Below are 18,301 nucleotides of genomic sequence, written 5' to 3' on the forward strand. Positions count from 1 at the left end.
AAAGGACCGCCGGGGTGGTGCCCGGCGGCCCATGCTGCCGCGCAGTGAAACTGGAAAGACTGCGCGGTTACTCCATCGCGATGCTGTGGTCGACGGCCGGCGGCGCCTTGGGCTTGCGCAGCAGCACAAGCAGCGGCATGGCGCAGATCGACATCAGCATCAGCAATTTGAAATCGTCCATATAGGCTATGATCGTCGCCTGCGTGGTGATCACGCCGTCGAGCGCGGCGCGACCTGCCAACGTGACCGGGCTGACGGCCTGAGCGACCGTCGCATCGAAAGCATGGTTGAACGGCGTTACATAGGCGGCGATCGATTCGTGATTGACCTGGGTATTCTCGGTGATCAGCGCCGAGACGACGGAGATGCCCACGCTCGAGCCGATATTACGCGAAAGATTGTAGAGGCCGGTCCCCTCGCCGCGCATATGAGCCGGCAGCGTCGCAAAGGCGATCGTCGTGAGCGGCACGAAGAGGAAGCCGAGGCCCGCGCCCTGGACGAAGCCGACCGAAATCAGCGTCCATTGCGAGACATCGGGCGTCCAGCCGGTCATGTCGTACATCGCCCATGCGGTCAGGGCGAGGCCGAAGAACAGCAGCCAGCGCGTATCCACCTTGCCGATCAGCCGCCCGACGACGAACATGCACAGCATCGTGCCGAGGCCGCGCGGCCCCATGACGATGCCGGCTGTCACGACTGGGTAGCCCATCAATGTCTGCAGATAGGGCGTCATCAGCGCCAGCGATGCCAGATAGGTGACGCCGACGATGAAGATGAACAGCATGCTGACGGCGAAATTCTGGTCCAGGAACAATCGCGGGTTCACGAAGGACCGCTCCGCCGTGAACGTGTGCACCAGGAAGAGATAGAAGGCCGCGGCGCAAACCAGAGCCTCGACGATGATTTCGCCTGAATAGAACCAATCGAGCTGCTCGCCGCGATCCAGGAAAAGCTGCAGGGCGCCGATGGCGACCGACAGCATGCTGAAGCCGAATATATCGAGCTTGGCGAGCGCGTCGAACTTGGTTTCCGTCACATAGATGACGATGCCGGCAAAGGCGAGCGCGCCGATCGGCACGTTGATGTAGAACACCCATCGCCAGCTCATATTGTCCGTCAGCCAGCCGCCGATAACAGGCCCGAGCACCGGGCCGACCATGACCGAGACGCCGAACAATGCCATGGCCTTGCCGCGCTCCTCGACATTGTAGATGTCGAGGAGAATACCCTGCGACAGCGGCACGAGTGCCGCACCGAACAGGCCCTGCAGCAGGCGGAAGCCGACGATCTGGTTCAGCGATTGCGCCAGGCCGCAGAGAACGGAGGCGACGACGAAGCCAGCGATCGCAACCAGCAGCACGCGCTTGCGCCCGAACTTTGCCGACAAGAAGCCGGATGGCGGCGTCATGATGGCGGCGGCAACGATATAGGAGGTCAGAACCCAGTTGATCTGATCGGCGCTTGCCGAAACGTCACCCTGTATATGGGGCAGAGCAACGTTGGCGATAGTGGTGTCCAGCGCCTGCATGATGACCGCCAGGATGACGCAGGCGGTGATCGCGCCGCGATTGGCGATCGGGCCGGAGGGTGAAGCCGCGGCGTTACTCATGGTCCTGACCGCGGGATTGACCCAACAGGTTTGCAACGAAGTCCGGCAGGCCGCGGGCATGACCGGTATCCACATCGGCGACGACGCTCATGCCGACGCGCAACGGCGGCTTGCCCTGCATATCGTCAATGCTGACGATCATCGGAATGCGCTGCACGACCTTGACCCAGTTGCCGGTAGTGTTCTGCGCCGGCAGCAGCGAGAAGCTCGAGCCCGAGGCCGGCGAGATGCTGGCGACGGTGCCCTTCCAAGTTACGCCCGGATAGGCATCGACCGAGATCGAGACCTTCTGGCCGGGCCGGACATGCGTGAGCTCGGTTTCTTTCGGGCTGGCGTTGATCCACATATGGGTGGTGGAAACCAGCGAGAAGCCCTGCTGCGCAGCCGTCAAATAGGCGCCGACCTGAAGCGACGGAACATTGGCGGTGATGCCGTCGAATGGCGCGCGCACGACCGTGTCGTCGAGCTCGCGCTGCGCATTGTCGACGGCCGCCTTGGCCTGCAGGTAGACCGGATTTTGTTCCACCGGCTGGTCGGCATTGCCGCCGAGCTGCGCGAGTGTGGTTGCCGCCTGTGCCTGGGCGACGGAGACCTTTTGCTGGGCCGCATCGAGATTGTGCTTGGCCTGGTCATAGGCCGCCTTGGAGGCGACCGAGCTGTTGATCAGGTTCTGCTGGCGGTCATATTCGGTCTGGTAATAGGGAATGTCGGCCTGCGCCTGGGCGATTTCCGCCAGCGACTGCTTGTAGCTCGCCTGCAGGTTCAGGATCTGGTTGCGGGCAGTGCCGAGCTGCGCCTCAGCGCCGTCCAAGGCAATACGGAAGGAATCGGGCTTCAGGCGGAAGAGCACCTGCCCCTTCTTCACCGTCTCGTTTTCATGCACGTCGACCGAAATCACCGTGCCGGAAACATCGGTCGAAACACCGACCATATCGGCCTGAATATAGGCATTGTCGGTGGACATGATCTGCCCGCCGGTGACGTAGTAATAGCCGCCGATGACAAGGGCGACCGGCAGCATCGCGAAGAGGATCGGCCGTGTCGGGCTGCGGCGCTTGCGCGGCTTCTCAGGGGGAGCAACTGGAACGGCGGCACCGGCAGCAGCGGGCGCCGGCGCCGGATTGGAAGACGGCGCCTCGGCGACGGCGGCTTGGTTCTGCCCGATTGCGGTCTGTTCGTTAGCGGAATTTGCGTTCGCGGGTACGCGAAGCGAAGAGGATGCATCAGCCATGATTTGTCTCTTTGTCGCCCACCGTCATGCGGCAGGCCTGGACGAGGTTCGATTTCATAACGGTGAGCAACTGATAAAGGCGCTCATGATCTTCGGCAGAGACCCCATCCAGGGCCTCCTTGCGGGTTTGGTCGCCCATGCTGCGCATGGTGTCGAGCAGCGGCCGCGCTTCCTCGCGCAGGTAAAGCAGCCAGCTTCGGCGATCGTTCGGATGCTGACGGCGCTCGACCAGGCCGCGCTCGCCCAACTTGTCGAGAATTCGCACCAAGGTGATCGGCTCGATTTCCAACATCTCGGCAAGACCCGCCTGATGGATCCCCTCATTGTTCGAGAGATAGGCGAGCGTTTGCCACTGCGAACGCGTCAATCCCATATCCTTCGCGCGCTGCTCGAACCGCTTGCGAAGAAGCCGGGCAACGTCATGCAGGAGAAAGCCGAGAGTGGGTGTCGCATTCATGATATAAGAAGCCTGCTATTCATAAGCAACCTTATAATGCTTGCTACGTATAGTAAGTGACCATGCGATACAAGGGGCCAAGGCCCGATGTTGCGCAGATCGTCAAAAATGTCGCAGGGAGTGTCGCAAAGAAGTCGCAGGGGCGCGGGTGTTAGGTGCGCCTAACGGGAAAGCGTGTTTTCCGTTACATGTCGGGCGACAATCAGCCCGATTAGCGCCGCATAGACCAGGGCGTTGATCGCGGCAAAGATAAAGAAGCCTTGGGCAGTCTCCCGGTCGAAAGCAAAGGCCATCGCCTGCGCGGAACCGAGGCTGAGCACGATATAGGGCGCCAACACGCGAAGCAGCAGCGCTTGCCCTGCTGCCACCCTCTTCGGCGCAACGTGGAAATCGCCTCGGGAATGTGTAAGACGGTCGCGAATAGCGGCTGCGCAGCCAATGAGCGACCAAGGCCAGCGCAGGAGAAGAAATGCCACGCTCTCCCAGCTTGCGATCTTGGCATTGGCGGGTCGGAACGTGCCCGTCGCACGCCAGATGAAGACCAGCGCGATCAATGCGGCAACGATCGGCAGGAAATGCAGCAGGAAAGCGGGATAGGTAACGTCGACAAAGCTATGGCCCGTCAGAAGCGCCACGATCGGCAGGATGAAGAGGACAGCCAAGCCCAGGGAAAACAGCGGATAGCAAAGCTCGGAGAACAGGAACTGGAACTTCAACCATCCGGACAGTTTCGGCATGTAATCCGGCGCATGCCGCAGCAGGGTCGTCATCCGGCTGCGTGACCGGTCAAATTCCTGCATCATCAGATCGGTGAAAGTCGCCGGACCGTTGCCGTGGGCGATCGCATCCAGCGCATGTATCCCGCGCCAGCCGCCGGCGTTCATCGCCAGCGTCGTCGAAAGACCTTCTGCCGGTTCCTGTCTCGGCCCACCGATTTCTTTCAACGCCGCTGTGCGTACAGCGTAATGCGTGCCGACGCAGAGTGGCGCCCAGCCGTTGTTGTAGCCGGACTGCACCAAACCCTGAACGCCGGCTTCGGCAAAGAGCATGCCCCTCGCCGCCCAGCTCGATGCCGCATCAGCGTCACAGATGCTCGGCGCCGACACATAGCCGATGCCGGGGTCGCGGAACGGCCGAACCATCTCACGGAGATACGTCCTCTCGGGCACGTCGCCGGCGTCGAATTGCACAACGAAATCATATCTTTCATAGCCGAAGTGGTCGTAGAAGGACGTGAGATTGCCTTGCTTGCAATGCAGCGAAGTATCGCGAGCGTCAGCCCCGGCACTCTCGCGCGTCGTGGAGGTGAAAACGCCGTGTTCCATGCACCATTTCATCATGTCCAGGCTGGGTTTTTCCTCCGCCAACCAGACATCGAAATCGCAGCCCGTTTGATCGAGCATCGCCCGCAACGTCGTCTGCACGAGGGAAAGAGATTCGGATGATGCTCTGGTCACGACCATGGCGATGCGCCCCGCAGGCAATGGCCCGGCCTGCGGCATACGCCGCGCATCATGGACGATGACGATGAAATAGGCCGGCAGCCCGGTGATCAAGGCAAGAGCCAGCGTCACCAGCAGATAGGACGGCCAGCCGATCACATGATCGCTGCGCAACCACCACAGCCAGAAGAAGGTCATGGTCGCCGTCCAGACGGTAATGCCGATCAGGTTGGCAAAGCGCATCCTGCCTTCGAATACCTGCTCAGTCGCTGGACCGATATCGCCTGGATTGACGGACGGCCGACGCATGGCGTGGACACCGATAGCAGCGGGGATCTTGCCCATGACATCACCTTCGGAGCGAAAGAGAGGGTGGCGGCGTTCCGCCGCTGACAAGAACCGTTTCAGCTTGATGGAGGGGGGTGGATGGCGATCTTTTTGAGGAGAAAAAATCGCCATCCGTCGGAACAAATCTACGCACTACACCTCCATCCCCTTGTCAACTAACGGCGCCTGTAGGCCGCATGCTGTACTTAAAAGACTTTGAATGAGAATAGTAACGCAAATTTATTTGCAGTAATAATTCGTGTGAATCGCCAATTTTTACCAGTATCGAATCGGATATTAACTTGGTGAATAAGCAGATGATAAAACGACTTTACGCTACGTCAACGGAAATCTGATGAATGATTAGGCAAACTATACTAAATAGCTATTTCACAGGTGAGTTATTGGCCGCGTCGCGCATAAGCGTAGTCCACTTTCAGGAGGGACCTAAGCGGCTGGATTAACGCTACGGCAGGGAGGTGGGGCGCCAGTTGATTGGCCTCGATCAGAGCCTTGTTCGGCGCGATGGGATTTCCGGCTTGGGGCCTGCAAACAAAGAAAACGACCGCCCACGATGTCGCGAACGGTCGTCCCCTCTCAATTCCTATCTGTGGATCAGTTTCGCCACCGACGCGACGGATCCCGATCCAGCCCGTTGTCCGAATTGAAGAAGCGTGAGGCCGCCTCCGTTCGATTGCGGACATTCATTTTCTTGTAGATGTTGCGGACGTGAACTTTGACCGTATTTTCGGACAGGCTGAGCTGGTCCGCTATGATCTTGTTCTGTGTCCCCTTGCAAATGAGATCCAATATTTGGACCTCGCGTGTGGTCAGCGCCTGTAGACTGCCGCTGCGCATGGCGATAGCATCCTCGTAGGGTCTATGGCCGTTGGTAAAGCGCGTCTGTGCCTGATAGAGCGGCTGATTGAGATGCGGCGTGTCCCCAGAGAGCCGGCGCAGGAGCGCCGAGGGGAAGTGTTCGCCACCTTTCATCAACAGATCGATCGCTGCCATGAACACATCGAGGCGGAGATTGAGCGGCAGAACGCCGTGTATATTCCGTCCTTCGACAAGTCTGGCCACGTATGGATCGTGCAGATCGATCGTTTCGACGACCAGCCCGATTGATATTCCAGGCGAATTCGCCCTTATTGTATGTAAAGTATCCTGCATGTCCTCGGATTGAAGATGGTATAGCAGGATCAGTTTAACGCCCTCCAGAGCTTTGCCCTGAAGCGCCTTCGGGTCAGTAATGCTGATGATGTCGTATGCTGCAAATCTGGTGCCCAAAGTTTGCACCAGGCATTCAGAAAAGAGATCGGCATCCGCCAGTACGACGATAGTCTCTTTTAAGTTTATGATATTGTGGTTGTCTTCAGCATCCCCTGTTCTTACGCTTGCGATGTACATTTGTGCATCCCCCAAAGCTCGCAGCCATGTCTAGTTAACCCGCTTTTTGCCGGAATGTTTTTTATGAGCACGGTGCCCTGATAGGACTGTTTATGCAGTCTTCTTAATTAATATAAAACTATATTAATCCATGCGATCGTAGTTGGAAATTGCCCAAAGGGGTTAGTTTTGCCGCGAAAGCTCTAAAAATTATCACAAATGTGGGAATTTGGCCAAATTGGGTGCCGTACTTGTGCTTAGTTCTGCACATTTTCGGGCGTTTCTGTTTAATCAGCTAACCTAAGGTGGAGGTCACCCGTCGACTGATAATGGCCTAAATCGACCGAAATCGGTAGAACGACTCGGTGAACTGAAGACTGGCTCAAAGCATAGTAAGCGTCGATATACTTTTTATTACAATTTGAAATTTCATAGGCATGATCCATTTTTGCAACGGCTGCCGACTTAGTTAGATTTTTGAAATATATTACTTGGATGTGGCGCGACAATTTCTAGTCGTTTAAGCCGGTCGGATTAAGACTATACCAACGGCGATAACGCATTCGTGATGCCGACGAGACGACGGGTAGCCGAGAAAATCTTGAAAAACCGAATGACAACAGCGCTTTAAATCCTTGGCGCTCCTCGGGCGAAATCCGATTTATGAAACCGAAACAGGGCGCTAGCCCGAATTGGTATCTATGAGCTTGCCTTGTTTTGGGTCAAAGTCCCACCGTTCCGCACCAACCGCGGAGCTTGGGGAAAAAACGGCATTCCGGTCCTTTGTCTCGCGTCCCGGACAACCTCCTCCTCCCCTGATTTCTTAGAGACAACAGAAAGCAGAAGGCGTTGACGCTCTAACCAAGCGCCAGGGCGGATTTGCGCATTTTGTTTGGCGTAGCTGCAAATCCCAATAGGCCAGGTCTGAACCAACAGGCCGGTTTTGTCGGTAGACATGTAGTGCGTACACCTGCCGCAACGTTAACAGTTGGGGCCGCCGCGAGAAAGTCCCGTTTAGATGAGAGGGATTTCCCGAGACGGCCTCCTCATTTGGAGGAAATGTATGATGTCTCCTGATTTTGATATTGCCAATGTCAGCGCGGATGACGACCTGAAAGTCGGCGCGCTGGCGGATGGCCTCGCGACCAGCGCCGTTAATTCCACGGAAGTGGATGACGGTTCGACTGGTCTTGTTGGCGTTGCCAACAACAACAACAGCAACAATACCACCGATACGGATCTCGACGTCAAGAACAACGGCGACAATCGCGACAACACCAACAATGGCGACAATCGCGATAACAGCTATGATGAAAACCACGACAACAAGGTAATCACCAAGACTGACACCGACATCCATACGGAGGCCAACAACAACGGTGATAATCGCGACAACAGTTACGATTATGACTACAAGGCCATTACCAAGACCGATACCGACGTCCACACCGAAGCCAACAACAACGGTGACAACCGCGACAACTACTCCTACAGCGACTCCAGCACTCATTCCACTTCGGACTACGATTTTGGAACGATCAAGGATGTCCATGATGTTGGCAATCTCGGCGTAGCCGGCCATGATCTGACCTTCAATCTCGGAGACGATTACTCCTTCAATCTTAATATCGATGGCGTGCTCAACAATGCGCTGGGCGGCGGCGGCAATGATACCGGCTTCAGTCTGGTTCAGGCCAACAATCTCGCCGATCAGGATCAGGCCTATGATGTGCAGATGCAAAACCAGGGTGCCAGCATCGACCTAACGGCCGAGGGTGGCCATTCCCATGCCGACGGTCTCGATCTGGACCCGACGTTCAATTGGAACGGGGTGCCGAGCGTGGGCCACGACATGACCGGTACGGCGACAGCGGATTCTACCGCCATCATCTCCAATTCGGGCTTCCATCAGGAAGTGGTCCAGGGCGCCAATCTGCTCACCAATACTGCCGATATCACCGTAGGCGGCGATCATCACGTGACCTCCGGCGACTCCTGATTTCGAAGCGAGAGCCACGCGTTATGTGCACCGGCCGGAGGACAGGCCGGTGCACATGTCGTGGCTTGAACCTGGATTTCCTTGAAATGACAGCCGTCGGCAGCGGCGGCATCGACCCGGATAGGCCAGGCGTTTCGGAAAATTGGGGGACCATTCATGCACGCGGAAAAAATTTCGGAGATCATCGCCCATTTTATTGGGCTCTTCGACACGCAGATCGAGGATCTGCGTCTGCGGCTGAACTACACCGATGCGACATTGCCGGAGGACAAACCGGAGGAACAGCCGGACCCGACCTTGGCAAAGGATGATTTTAGTTCCGGGTTGACGGTGGTCGACTACGCGCCCGAGGTGAAATACATCGACTCGCCCTATTACTTCCGTGCTGGCTACATACATCCGCACGACAATCCCTATCACGAGCGCATGCACGATCATGAAGGCCTGGCCCCGGTGGAGGTCTCCGTCGTTCACCGCCCCTCCGAGATCGAATTCCAGCCTGCGACTCTGCCTGGAAAACTTGACGTCTACGTGGGTCCTGGTTCGGAGGTCACCCATGTGGTGCAGGCCAATGTCTTGCGCGACGACGACGTGCTCGACATGACGAATTCTTCCCACCACATCATCCGCGATGTCTCCGACGTCTACGACTGGCTGGGCCAGGCGACCGTGAAAGCCGAGGAACTTTCACCCTTTGCTTCTCTCCAGCGGCCAGAGAGCAACGAGGGCATGATAAAGCTCAACGATGATCTGCACGCATTTGCCAAAACCATCGAAGAAAGCGGCGGCACCTACATCCAAGACCCCGACGGCAGCCACTATCTGGCGATTGCCGGCAATGAGCTTGACGGCGTCTTCGTCAACGGCGTGCAGGTCACGAGCGCGCCATATCTCGAAGACTCCATGCCGGATCGCGGTCTGGCAAAAACGGACACCGAAGGAACGGACGGGGTTGTTCATCAGACAGGACCGGGTCCGAATTCCCTCAACATCGAGGCCGGCGGCAATATCGTCGCAAACCTCGTCAACATCGTCGACACGAATATCATTTCGCACGTCATGGCCGTCATGGGCGACTATCATTCCATCGACGCGATTTCACAGAGCTATATCTACAGCGACAATGATAAAGTTGATTGCCTTTCAGGCAATGACGACCAGTCTTCGCAAAGCGCCTTGACGATCGGCAGGAACATCGCCGTTTTCCAGCACAGCGAATTTCAGGCGGCCGCGACACCAGAACATTCCGACGACGGCAATCCGGCTTTCCCGAGCTTCTGGCGTGTCAGCGTCATCGAGGGCGACGTCTCGTTCCTGCATTGGACGGAACAATATAATTTCCTCTCGGACAACGACACGATGCGGGTGACGACCACCGGTGCCGAGACGACGCTGCTGACCGGCGGCAATACATTGCTCGACCTCGCCTCCTATTTTGGTCTCGGCATGCAGTACGATCTGATGATTGTCGGCGGACACGCGTTCGACATCAATTCGATCAGCCAGATCTCGGTGCTCTACGACAATGACGTGGTGACCACCACTCAAAGCGGCGAGCATGTTCAGACCGGCGGCAATCTGCTCTGGAACCTCGCCTCCATCAGCAATGTCGGCCTGTCGGATCGCTTCACTGCGATGCCCGATTTCGTCAACGACACGGTCAAGAATATCCAGAACCACACCAACGAAATACCGGACGGCCTCGCCCATGACTCGAATTTCGCCGGTCAGGAAGCGCTGAACGTTCTCTACATCACCGGCAACTTCTTCGACGTCAACGTTATCAAGCAGATCAACGTCGTTGGCGATTCCGACATCGTGCATCAGGTGGCGAGCGATGTGGTGGCGAACAACCAGAACGCCACCGTATCGATCGACACCGGCAGCAATGCCTTGGTCAACATCGCCAGTATCACCGATTACGACAGCGTCGGTCATACGACCTACGTCGCCGGCAATCTCTATTCCGATACCGTCCTTATCCAGGGCGGGCTGGTCGATCATGAGCAGACCACCAATGCGAACCAGCAGCAGAGCCAACCGTTGGCCAATGAAGCGATCGCTTTCCTTGGCGATCACGATTCACAGCCCACGCAGAATGAAACCATCGATCTCGGCCACGACATATCCTGGCACAACGGCACTGTCGGCGACGTCATGCAAACCGTCACGTAGCCGGAGACAGTAGGGGGCGCATCTGATGAACCAGTTTTCCAAGCTCAGCATGATGGAAAGCCGAACATTGCACCTGACGTCGCTGCCATCCAGCGAGGATGAGCGCGCTGCTGAGCGCAACACCGCTTCCTATATGGCGGCCATAGAGGATGCCGTGGATAGCCTGAAGCGGTTGCGGCGCGAGCCCAAGGCTGCTGTTGCATCTCCCTCACCTTCCCAACCGCAAATACTGGATGCAACGCCTGCGCCCGCCACGGAGACTGAGACTGTCCCCGCGCCGCCTGCGGCGTTTTCCGTTGTGACGAAGGTTGAGGATGGGTCCGCCACATCGACGACCGAGATCGAAATGAGAGTAGTATCGCCCACTCCGGAGGTCGATCCGGTGCCCGTGATCGAACCGGCACTCCGGGCGCCGGAAGCGGAAATGCCAAAACCCGAGATGCCAAAATCCGAGATGAAGGTGAGCCAAGCTCGGCCTTTAGCTCGCACGATCGACAGCGATACCGGCCCCGTGCGTGAGAACGAGCGCCGGTCGCTTGGCGGCGGCGGTCAAGGTGGCAATGGCGAAAGCGGCAAAGGTGGTGGTGGAGGAGGCAATGACGGCAGCATCTTTCACAAACGCAGCGCCCAGCCTATCAACTTCGCCGCCAGCCTGCGCCAAGGCATTTCCGTCGTTCAGCGCAACATGCTGATCGTGATGATCTTCACCTTGGCGATCAACATTCTGGTGCTGGCAATCCCGATCTATCTGTTCCAGATTTCCGACCGTGTTCTGACCAGCCGCTCGATCGATACGCTGGTCATGCTGACCATCGCCGTCGTCGGCGCCATTCTCCTGCAGGTCATCATGGATTCCGTGCGCCGCTTCATCCTGATGCGCACGGCGGTCGAGTTGGAAGTGCAGCTCGGCGCGCCGATCTTGAGCGCGGCCGCCCGCGCATCCCTGAACGGCAACGGCCGTGACTATCAAACGCTTGCCGATCTCCAGCTACTCCGGTCCTTTTTGACTTCGGGTACGCTGCTTGCCTTCCTCGACGCACCATTGATGCCGCTCTTTGTCGTCGTCGTCTATCTCGTGCATCCGCACCTTGGCGTGATCGTCATGACGTGCTGTGCCGTGCTGTTCATCATTGCCTATCTCAATCAAAAGATGACGGCGAAACAGTTTGCCGAAGCCAATGCCTTCGTCAGCCGCGCCAATTTCCATCTCGATTCCATGGCGCGCAATTCGCAGATCATCAATGCCCTGGCGATGATCCCCGAAGCGGTGAAAATGTGGGGGCGTGAGACCGCAGGATCGTTGAAATCGCAGGTGGCCGCCCAGGACCGCAACATCGTCTTTTCCGGCCTCACCAAGGCTTGCCGCCTGATCACGCAGGTCACCCTACTTGGCTGGGGCGCGCACCTCTCGCTTTCCGGTCAGTTGACGGGCGGCATGGTGATTGCAGCCTCGATCATCTCCGGCCGAGCCCTGGCGCCGGTCGAAGGGGCGATCGAGGGTTGGAACCAGTTCAACCATTCCCGCGCCGCCTACGGCCGCATCAAGCAGTTATTGTTGAACTCGCCGCTGAATTTCCCGCGGCTGCGCCTGCCCAATCCAGAAGGACGGCTCGATGTGGAGCGCATCCTCTTCGTTCCGCCGCCACAGAAGCGGGTCGTTTTGAACGGCATCTCCTTTTCGTTGAAAAAGGGAGAATCGCTTGCCGTCATCGGCAATTCCGGTTCCGGCAAGACGACGCTCGGCAAGATGCTGGTGGGTTCGATCCTGCCGACCTCGGGCAATGTGCGGCTCGATCTGATGGACCTGCGCAACTGGGACCAGCGCCAGTTCGGCGAGAGCATCGGCTACCTGCCCCAGGACGTGCAACTCTTTCCGGGCACCATCAAGGCCAATATCTGCCGCATGCGTGACGATGTCGACGACCGGCTGATCTACGAGGCGGCCGTCCTTGCAGATGTGCACGAGCTGATCGCCACTTTTCCGCAGGGCTATGAAACGGTGGTTGCCGCCGATGGCGCGCCGCTTTCCGGCGGGCAGAAGCAGCGCATTGCGCTTGCCCGCGCCTTCTTCGGCAATCCGAAATTCGTGGTCCTCGACGAGCCGAATTCCAATCTCGACACCGCCGGCGAGGCTGCCCTCGCCCGCGCGCTCATTCACGCCAAGAAGCAGGGCATCACCACGGTGACGATCACCCAGCGCCCTGCCCTGCTGCAATGCGTCGACAAGATCCTGGTTCTGAAGGACGGATCGGTGGCGCTGTTCGGTGAGCGCACCGAGGTGCTGAGAACGCTGAGCAATAAGCCTAATAACGAGATCGGCAATCGGCCGGCGGCAAGGATCGAAGGGTGAACGCCATGTTCGGGAGAACCAAGGGCAAAAAGAAAGAGGACAACGAAACCGGGCAAATCGAGTGGTACAGCGAAGTGCCGCGGTCCATCAGGCTCTACAGCGTCTCGGGTCTGGCGATCCTGTTCGCCTCTTTCGGCGGTTTCGGCTATTGGGCCGCGACCGCGCCGATCGCCTCGGCCGTCATTGCTCAAGGCAGCTTCGTCGCGACCGGCAATAACAAGATCATTCAGCATCTCGAGGGTGGCATCATCAAGGAGCTGATGGTGAGCGAAGGACAGGTCGTGCAGGAGGGGGATATCCTGCTCACCCTTGATCCGACGGCGGCGCTCGCCAATGATCGGGCGCTGAAGCTGAGGCGGCTACGGCTGGAAACGGTGGTCGCCCGCTTGAGAGCCGAAGCCCAGGGCAATGAAGAATTCAAGGTTCCCGATATCGTCACGGCGGAGGCCGACGATCCCGATGTGACCGCACTCATCCAGAGCCAGGTTGTCGTCTTCCACAGCAAGCAATCCAAGCTGCAGGAACAGCTCAACCTTATCGAAAAGAACATCCGCTCGCTCGAATATCGCACCCAGGGATATCAGGGTCAGCGGGATGCCTTCGTGACGCAGCTCAAGCTTCTGACCGATGAACAGGCATCGAAAGAAAAGCTTGCCAATATCGGCGTCGTCAGACGTTCCGACCTTCTGGCCGTGCAGCGCGCAGTCGCCGACGCCATGGGCGACCTTGCACGCATCGACGCTGAGCTGAACGAGAACGAAGCCCAGGTGGCCAAGTACCGCCAGGAGGCGATCATTGCCATCAACGCCAACAAGCAGGCAGCGCTCGACGCATTGGAAACGGCCGAATCCGATCTCGACAGCGTACGCGAGCAGGTGCGCGAGGCCGCGGGCGTGCTCGACCGCACCGTCATCCGTTCGCCGGTCAGCGGCACGGTCATCCGCTCCTACTATCATACCGCCGGCGGCGTCATCACGACGGGCAAGCCGATCATGGAGATATTGCCGAACAACGTGCCGCTGATCATCGAGGCACAGGTGTTGCGCACCTCGATCGACCAATTGCGCGAAGGCGAATCCGCCTCTATCCGCCTGTCGTCGCTCAACCGGCGTACGACGCCGGTTCTGAACGGCAAGGTGTTCTACGTCTCCGCCGACTCGATCGAGGACAATTCCGGTTCGACGCAGCGCGATGTCTATGTTGTTCGCGTCCAGATCCCGAGCGAGGAGATCAAACGCATTCCGGGCTTCAAGCCTGTACCCGGTATGCCTGCGGATATTTTGATCCAGACGTCCGAACGCACCTTTTTCGAATATCTCTCCAAGCCGGTGGTCGACAGCATGTCGCGCGCCTTCAGAGAGCGGTGAATGAGTTTGTCCTTTCGATGAGTTGAGCATAGGACCGCGCCATGCCTGCAATGTCCGATATTCTGCTTCGCGTCGGCCGCCTGAACTATGTCTGGACCAATACCGAAAGCCTGCTGATCTACATCATCGCGCATCTGCTGAGGGTGGAGAAGGACGCGGCCATCATCGTCTTCCTGACGCTTAACACGACGCGCGCGCGCATCGATCTGGTCGAGCGTCTGGCGAAGCTATCCTCGACACCTGCGGAAGACAGCCACGCAGTCCTGGCGTTGATGGGTCGCTTGAAGCGGGAATCGAAGATGCGCAACAAATACAATCACTGCATCTATTCCTTCGATGAAAACGGCGAAATCTCGAGCACGCAGCTCATGCGTCTTGTAGAAGACGACCGGCACGTCAAATACGGCAAGGTCGAGCAACTGGATCTGCGCGAAATCGAAAGGCTGGAAAGCTCGATCAAGGAGATCGTCGAGATCAGCAAGGCGCTTTGGGCCTTCATCCGCGCCAGCCCAACTTTTCACGACGAGCTTTAGAATACGGGCTAGCCACCTAGCGGCGGCTAAGAAGGCCAATCAGATAACCGATGCCTGCGGCTGCCGCGACCATGAAGATCGGCTCCTGGCGAACTCTTTCGCGCAGTTGATCGGTTATTTCCTGAGCCTCTTCGGTGACGACCGACTTTGCGCCCTGCCCGACCGCGGCCATGCTGCGCGAGAGCTTCGCCAGATCCTCCCGAAGCGCGGCGATCTGCAGGTTAAGGTCTTCGACAGCGGTTTCAGCCTGGGCCTGTGCTGCAGCAGATTGGGCGGAAGCGGTTTTCGTCTCGGCCATCGTCGGCTCCTCTGTTTCCCTCAGCTTTCAACGTCGATCCCTGGCAAAGGTTCCGGGTTCGCAGCACCCAGCCGGGTGATTTCCTTGGTGGCTCTTCAATTCCGGTTCGGATTGTTCTAAGGAACTCCGATTGCTTCGCCCGCGGGCGAAGACGGTATTCATGACGAGGTTTGCCTTCCGATGTTCGATGTGTTGAGAAAAATCGCCCAGACCTGGGTTGCCAAGGGCTTGATGCTTATTCTGGCGGCGGCCTTCGGCATATGGGGGGTCGAGCGTTCGCTCATCAGCGGAGGCGGCAGCAACACCGTCGTAACGGTCGGCGATCAGCAGATCGGTACCAATGAATTCCGCCTCGCCTATCGTCGCCAGATCCAGGCGATCAGCCAGCAATTGCGCATGCAGATCACGCCGGAGCAGGCGCGTGCATTTGGCATCGGACAGCAGACGGTCGCGCAGCTTGTTGCCGGCGCTTCGCTCGATCAGCTTGCCAGCGATATGAATCTCGGTCTGTCGCAGGATCGCCTCGCCCAGCTTATCGGCGACGATCCGGCATTCAAGGCGCCGAATGGCGCCTTTGACCGACAGAAATTCGAGAGCCTGCTGCGCAACAGCAGCATCAATCCCGACGACTACATCAAGGAGCGCAGCAAGGTTGCGATCCGCAGTCAGATCGTCGAGGCGGTCTCCAACGGCTTTACCGCGCCGAAGGTTCTGGTCGAGGCCGTCAAGCAATATCATGATGAAAACCGCAGCATCGATTATCTGCTTTTGACCAACGCCAATATCGACCCGATCAAGGCTCCGGCAGAGGATGTGCTGTCGAAATGGTTTGACGGCGTCAAGTCGAAGTACCGCGCGCCCGAATACCGCAAGTTCGCCTACGTAAAGCTGCAGGCCGATGATGTCGCCGATCCCGCAAGCGTGACCGACGATGCGGTTCGTGCCGAGTTCGAGAAGCGCAAGGACAGCTACACGACGCCGGCAACGCGCACTATCGAGCAGCTCACCTTCGCCAACAAGGACCTCGCCAACGCTGCAGCCGACGCGCTGAAGACGGGCTCGACATTTGATCAGTTGGTCACCGATCAGGGCAAAAAGCCCGCCGACGTGCTGCTCGGCACCTTCACCAAGGATCAGGTTCCGGATCAAACGATCGCCCAGGCCGCCTTTGCCGTTGCCAAGGAAGGCGGCACCACGCCCGTCGTCGATGGTTCGTTCGGCCCGGTGATCTTGCGCGTGACCAATGTCAAGGCGGAGACGGCGAAGAGCTTCGACGAAGTCAAGGAAGACATTCGCAAGCAGATTGCGCTCAACAATGCCGCCGATGAAATCACCAGCGCTCACGACAAGTTCGAAGACTTGCGCGGTTCGGGTGCGTCGCTGCAGGAAGCCGCACAGCAACTGAAGCTGAAGATGGTGACCGTCGATTCGATCGACGCCACCGGCCTCGACCAAGCCGGCAACGAGGTCAAGGACCTGCCGGCCAAGCAGCAATTGCTGGGTGAAGTCTTCAAGGCGGACCAGGGCGGCAATGCTGCACCTGTGGCCGTCGGCAACGATGGCTATGTCTGGTACGACGTGCTGAGCATCACGCCTGACCACGACCGCCCGCTTTCCGAGGTGCATGACAAAGCCGTTGCCGACTGGACTGCCGAGCAGCAGAAGATCGCGCTCGCCGCCAAGGCGGTCGAGCTGAAGCAGGAGGCGCAGAAGGGCAAGTCGCTTGCCGACATCGCCGCGCCGCTCGGTATTGCGGTCGAAAACAAGTCTAACATGACCCGCACCACGGACGATCCCGTTCTCGGTCGCGGTGGCGTCGCTGCCGCTTTCTCTGGCCCGGTCGACACGGCTGCCAATGCTGTCGGCGCCGACGACACGACGCAGATCCTCCTGAAGGTCACCGAGGTCAACGACAATCCGACGACGGATGCATTGGACAATGCCGATCAGCAGGCGACCCAGATTGCCAACGCCGCCGGCGACGACATTCTCGACCAGATCGTCAGCGACCTGCAGTCCAAGTACAGCGTCACGGTCAACCAGAGCCTCGCCGAACAGGCGATGTCTCACTAGGCCCGGTCGGGAGGATCGATAGCCGATGGCTGATTTGAAACCTTTCCTCGCCAAGGTCGCCAACCGCGAGGCGCTGACACGGGACGAGGCCCGTCAGGCATTCGATATCCTGATGTCGGGCGAAGCCACGCCCTCGCAGATTGGCGCTTTCCTGATGGCGCTGCGCGTGCGCGGCGAGACGGTCGACGAAATCGTCGGCGCGGTCACGACGATGCGCGCCAAGATGCTGCCGGTGGAAGCACCGGCGGATGCGATCGATATCGTCGGCACCGGCGGTGATGGCGTCGGCACCTACAATATCTCGACGCTCGCTTCCTTCATCGTGGCGGGCGCCGGTGTACCGGTCGCCAAGCACGGCAACCGCGCCCAAAGTTCCAAGGCCGGGACGGCCGATACGCAATCCGTGCTGGGCATTAAGCTCGACATTGGTCCCGAGGTGATTGCCCGTTGCATTCGCGAGGCCGGCATCGGCTTCATGTTCGCGCAACTGCATCATTCCTCGATGCGCCATGTCGGCCCTTCGCGCGTCGAGCTTGGCACGCGCACGATCTTCAATCTGCTGGGGCCGCTGTCGAATCCGGCCGGCGCGCGTCGGCAACTGCTTGGCGTCTTCGCGCCGCAATGGGTCGTGCCGCTCGCCGAGGTGCTGAGGGATCTGAATGCGGAAAGCGTCTGGGTCGTGCACGGCAACGGTCTGGACGAAATCACCACGACCGGTACGACCTCGGTGGCAGCACTTGAAAACGGCAAGATCCGGACCTTCGAGCTGACCCCTGCGGACTTTGGCCTGCCGCATGCCTCTCTCGAAGACCTCAAGGGTGGCGATGGTACCGTCAATGCGGCAGCGCTCCGCGACGTGCTCAGCGGTGCCAAGAACGCCTATCGCGATATTTCGCTCGCTAATGCCGCGGCGTCCCTAGTGATTGCGGGCAAGGCGGAAACGCTTCATGATGGCATGAAGCTCGCAGCTCAGTCGCTCGATAGCGGCGCGACCGCGGCTGCATTGGAAAAGCTGATCGCCGTCTCCAACGCCGAAGAATAGGATTAGGAC

The 18,301-nt window shown here is 58.6% G+C and carries 13 protein-coding genes; 7 read left to right on the top strand and 6 right to left on the bottom strand.

Annotation, left to right across the window (positions count from 1 at the left end; genetic code table 11):
- Window positions 1–67: 67 nt before the first annotated feature.
- The 5 genes from C9E91_RS09600 to C9E91_RS09620 all read right to left on the bottom strand — a co-directional run bounded on the left by C9E91_RS09600 (window position 68) and on the right by C9E91_RS09620 (window position 6,476).
- Window positions 68–1,609: a DHA2 family efflux MFS transporter permease subunit gene (locus C9E91_RS09600; protein WP_107108033.1), complete on the bottom strand. Its 1,542-nt coding sequence runs from the start codon at window positions 1,607–1,609 to the stop codon at window positions 68–70.
- Window positions 1,602–2,840: an HlyD family secretion protein gene (locus C9E91_RS09605; RefSeq protein WP_107108034.1), complete on the bottom strand. Its 1,239-nt coding sequence runs from the start codon at window positions 2,838–2,840 to the stop codon at window positions 1,602–1,604. Before C9E91_RS09605 ends, C9E91_RS09600 begins: the two co-directional genes overlap by 8 nt.
- Window positions 2,833–3,297: a MarR family winged helix-turn-helix transcriptional regulator gene (locus C9E91_RS09610; protein WP_107108035.1), complete on the bottom strand. Its 465-nt coding sequence runs from the start codon at window positions 3,295–3,297 to the stop codon at window positions 2,833–2,835. Before C9E91_RS09610 ends, C9E91_RS09605 begins: the two co-directional genes overlap by 8 nt.
- Before the next feature lie 161 nt (window positions 3,298–3,458).
- On the bottom strand, window positions 3,459–5,084 hold the full coding sequence (locus C9E91_RS09615) for a glycosyltransferase (RefSeq protein ID WP_245407461.1): 1,626 nt from the start codon (window positions 5,082–5,084) through the stop codon (window positions 3,459–3,461).
- A 597-nt stretch (window positions 5,085–5,681) separates the two neighbouring features.
- Window positions 5,682–6,476, bottom strand: a complete 795-nt coding sequence (locus C9E91_RS09620) for a helix-turn-helix transcriptional regulator (RefSeq protein WP_107108036.1) — start codon at window positions 6,474–6,476, stop codon at window positions 5,682–5,684.
- Between the two features lie 1,045 nt (window positions 6,477–7,521).
- Between C9E91_RS09620 and C9E91_RS09625 the strand changes: the two genes are divergently transcribed.
- The 5 genes from C9E91_RS09625 to C9E91_RS09645 all read left to right on the top strand — a co-directional run bounded on the left by C9E91_RS09625 (window position 7,522) and on the right by C9E91_RS09645 (window position 14,879).
- Window positions 7,522–8,454: a fibrinogen-binding protein gene (locus C9E91_RS09625; protein WP_107108037.1), complete on the top strand. Its 933-nt coding sequence runs from the start codon at window positions 7,522–7,524 to the stop codon at window positions 8,452–8,454.
- Between the two features lie 156 nt (window positions 8,455–8,610).
- A complete protein-coding gene (locus C9E91_RS09630; RefSeq protein WP_107108038.1) occupies window positions 8,611–10,629 on the top strand; it encodes a hypothetical protein in 2,019 nt (672 codons plus the stop codon).
- Between the two features lie 25 nt (window positions 10,630–10,654).
- On the top strand, window positions 10,655–12,979 hold the full coding sequence (locus tag C9E91_RS09635; RefSeq protein ID WP_107108039.1) for a type I secretion system permease/ATPase: 2,325 nt from the start codon (window positions 10,655–10,657) through the stop codon (window positions 12,977–12,979).
- 5 nt (window positions 12,980–12,984) lie between these two features.
- Window positions 12,985–14,346, top strand: coding sequence for an HlyD family type I secretion periplasmic adaptor subunit (locus C9E91_RS09640; RefSeq protein ID WP_107108151.1), 1,362 nt, complete (start codon window positions 12,985–12,987; stop codon window positions 14,344–14,346).
- Window positions 14,347–14,387: 41 nt separating this feature from the next.
- Complete coding sequence (locus C9E91_RS09645) at window positions 14,388–14,879, top strand: hypothetical protein (protein ID WP_107108040.1); 492 nt, start codon at window positions 14,388–14,390, stop codon at window positions 14,877–14,879.
- Window positions 14,880–14,895: 16 nt separating this feature from the next.
- Here C9E91_RS09645 and C9E91_RS09650 read toward each other — a convergent pair whose 3' ends face one another.
- Window positions 14,896–15,177, bottom strand: coding sequence for a hypothetical protein (locus tag C9E91_RS09650; protein ID WP_107108041.1), 282 nt, complete (start codon window positions 15,175–15,177; stop codon window positions 14,896–14,898).
- A gap of 180 nt (window positions 15,178–15,357) precedes the next feature.
- Here C9E91_RS09650 and C9E91_RS09655 point away from each other — a divergent pair, with 180 nt between their 5' ends.
- Both C9E91_RS09655 and trpD read left to right on the top strand, forming a co-directional pair.
- Window positions 15,358–17,250, top strand: coding sequence for a peptidylprolyl isomerase (locus C9E91_RS09655; protein ID WP_107108042.1), 1,893 nt, complete (start codon window positions 15,358–15,360; stop codon window positions 17,248–17,250).
- Window positions 17,251–17,275: 25 nt separating this feature from the next.
- Window positions 17,276–18,292 (top strand): anthranilate phosphoribosyltransferase, encoded by a 1,017-nt coding sequence (gene trpD / locus C9E91_RS09660; protein ID WP_107108043.1) that lies wholly within the window; start codon window positions 17,276–17,278, stop codon window positions 18,290–18,292.
- Window positions 18,293–18,301 lie beyond the last annotated feature (9 nt).

Origin of the sequence: Rhizobium sp. SEMIA4064 (genome assembly GCF_003025035.1) — a bacterium.
Taxonomy (GTDB): Bacteria; Pseudomonadota; Alphaproteobacteria; order Rhizobiales; family Rhizobiaceae; genus Rhizobium; species Rhizobium paranaense.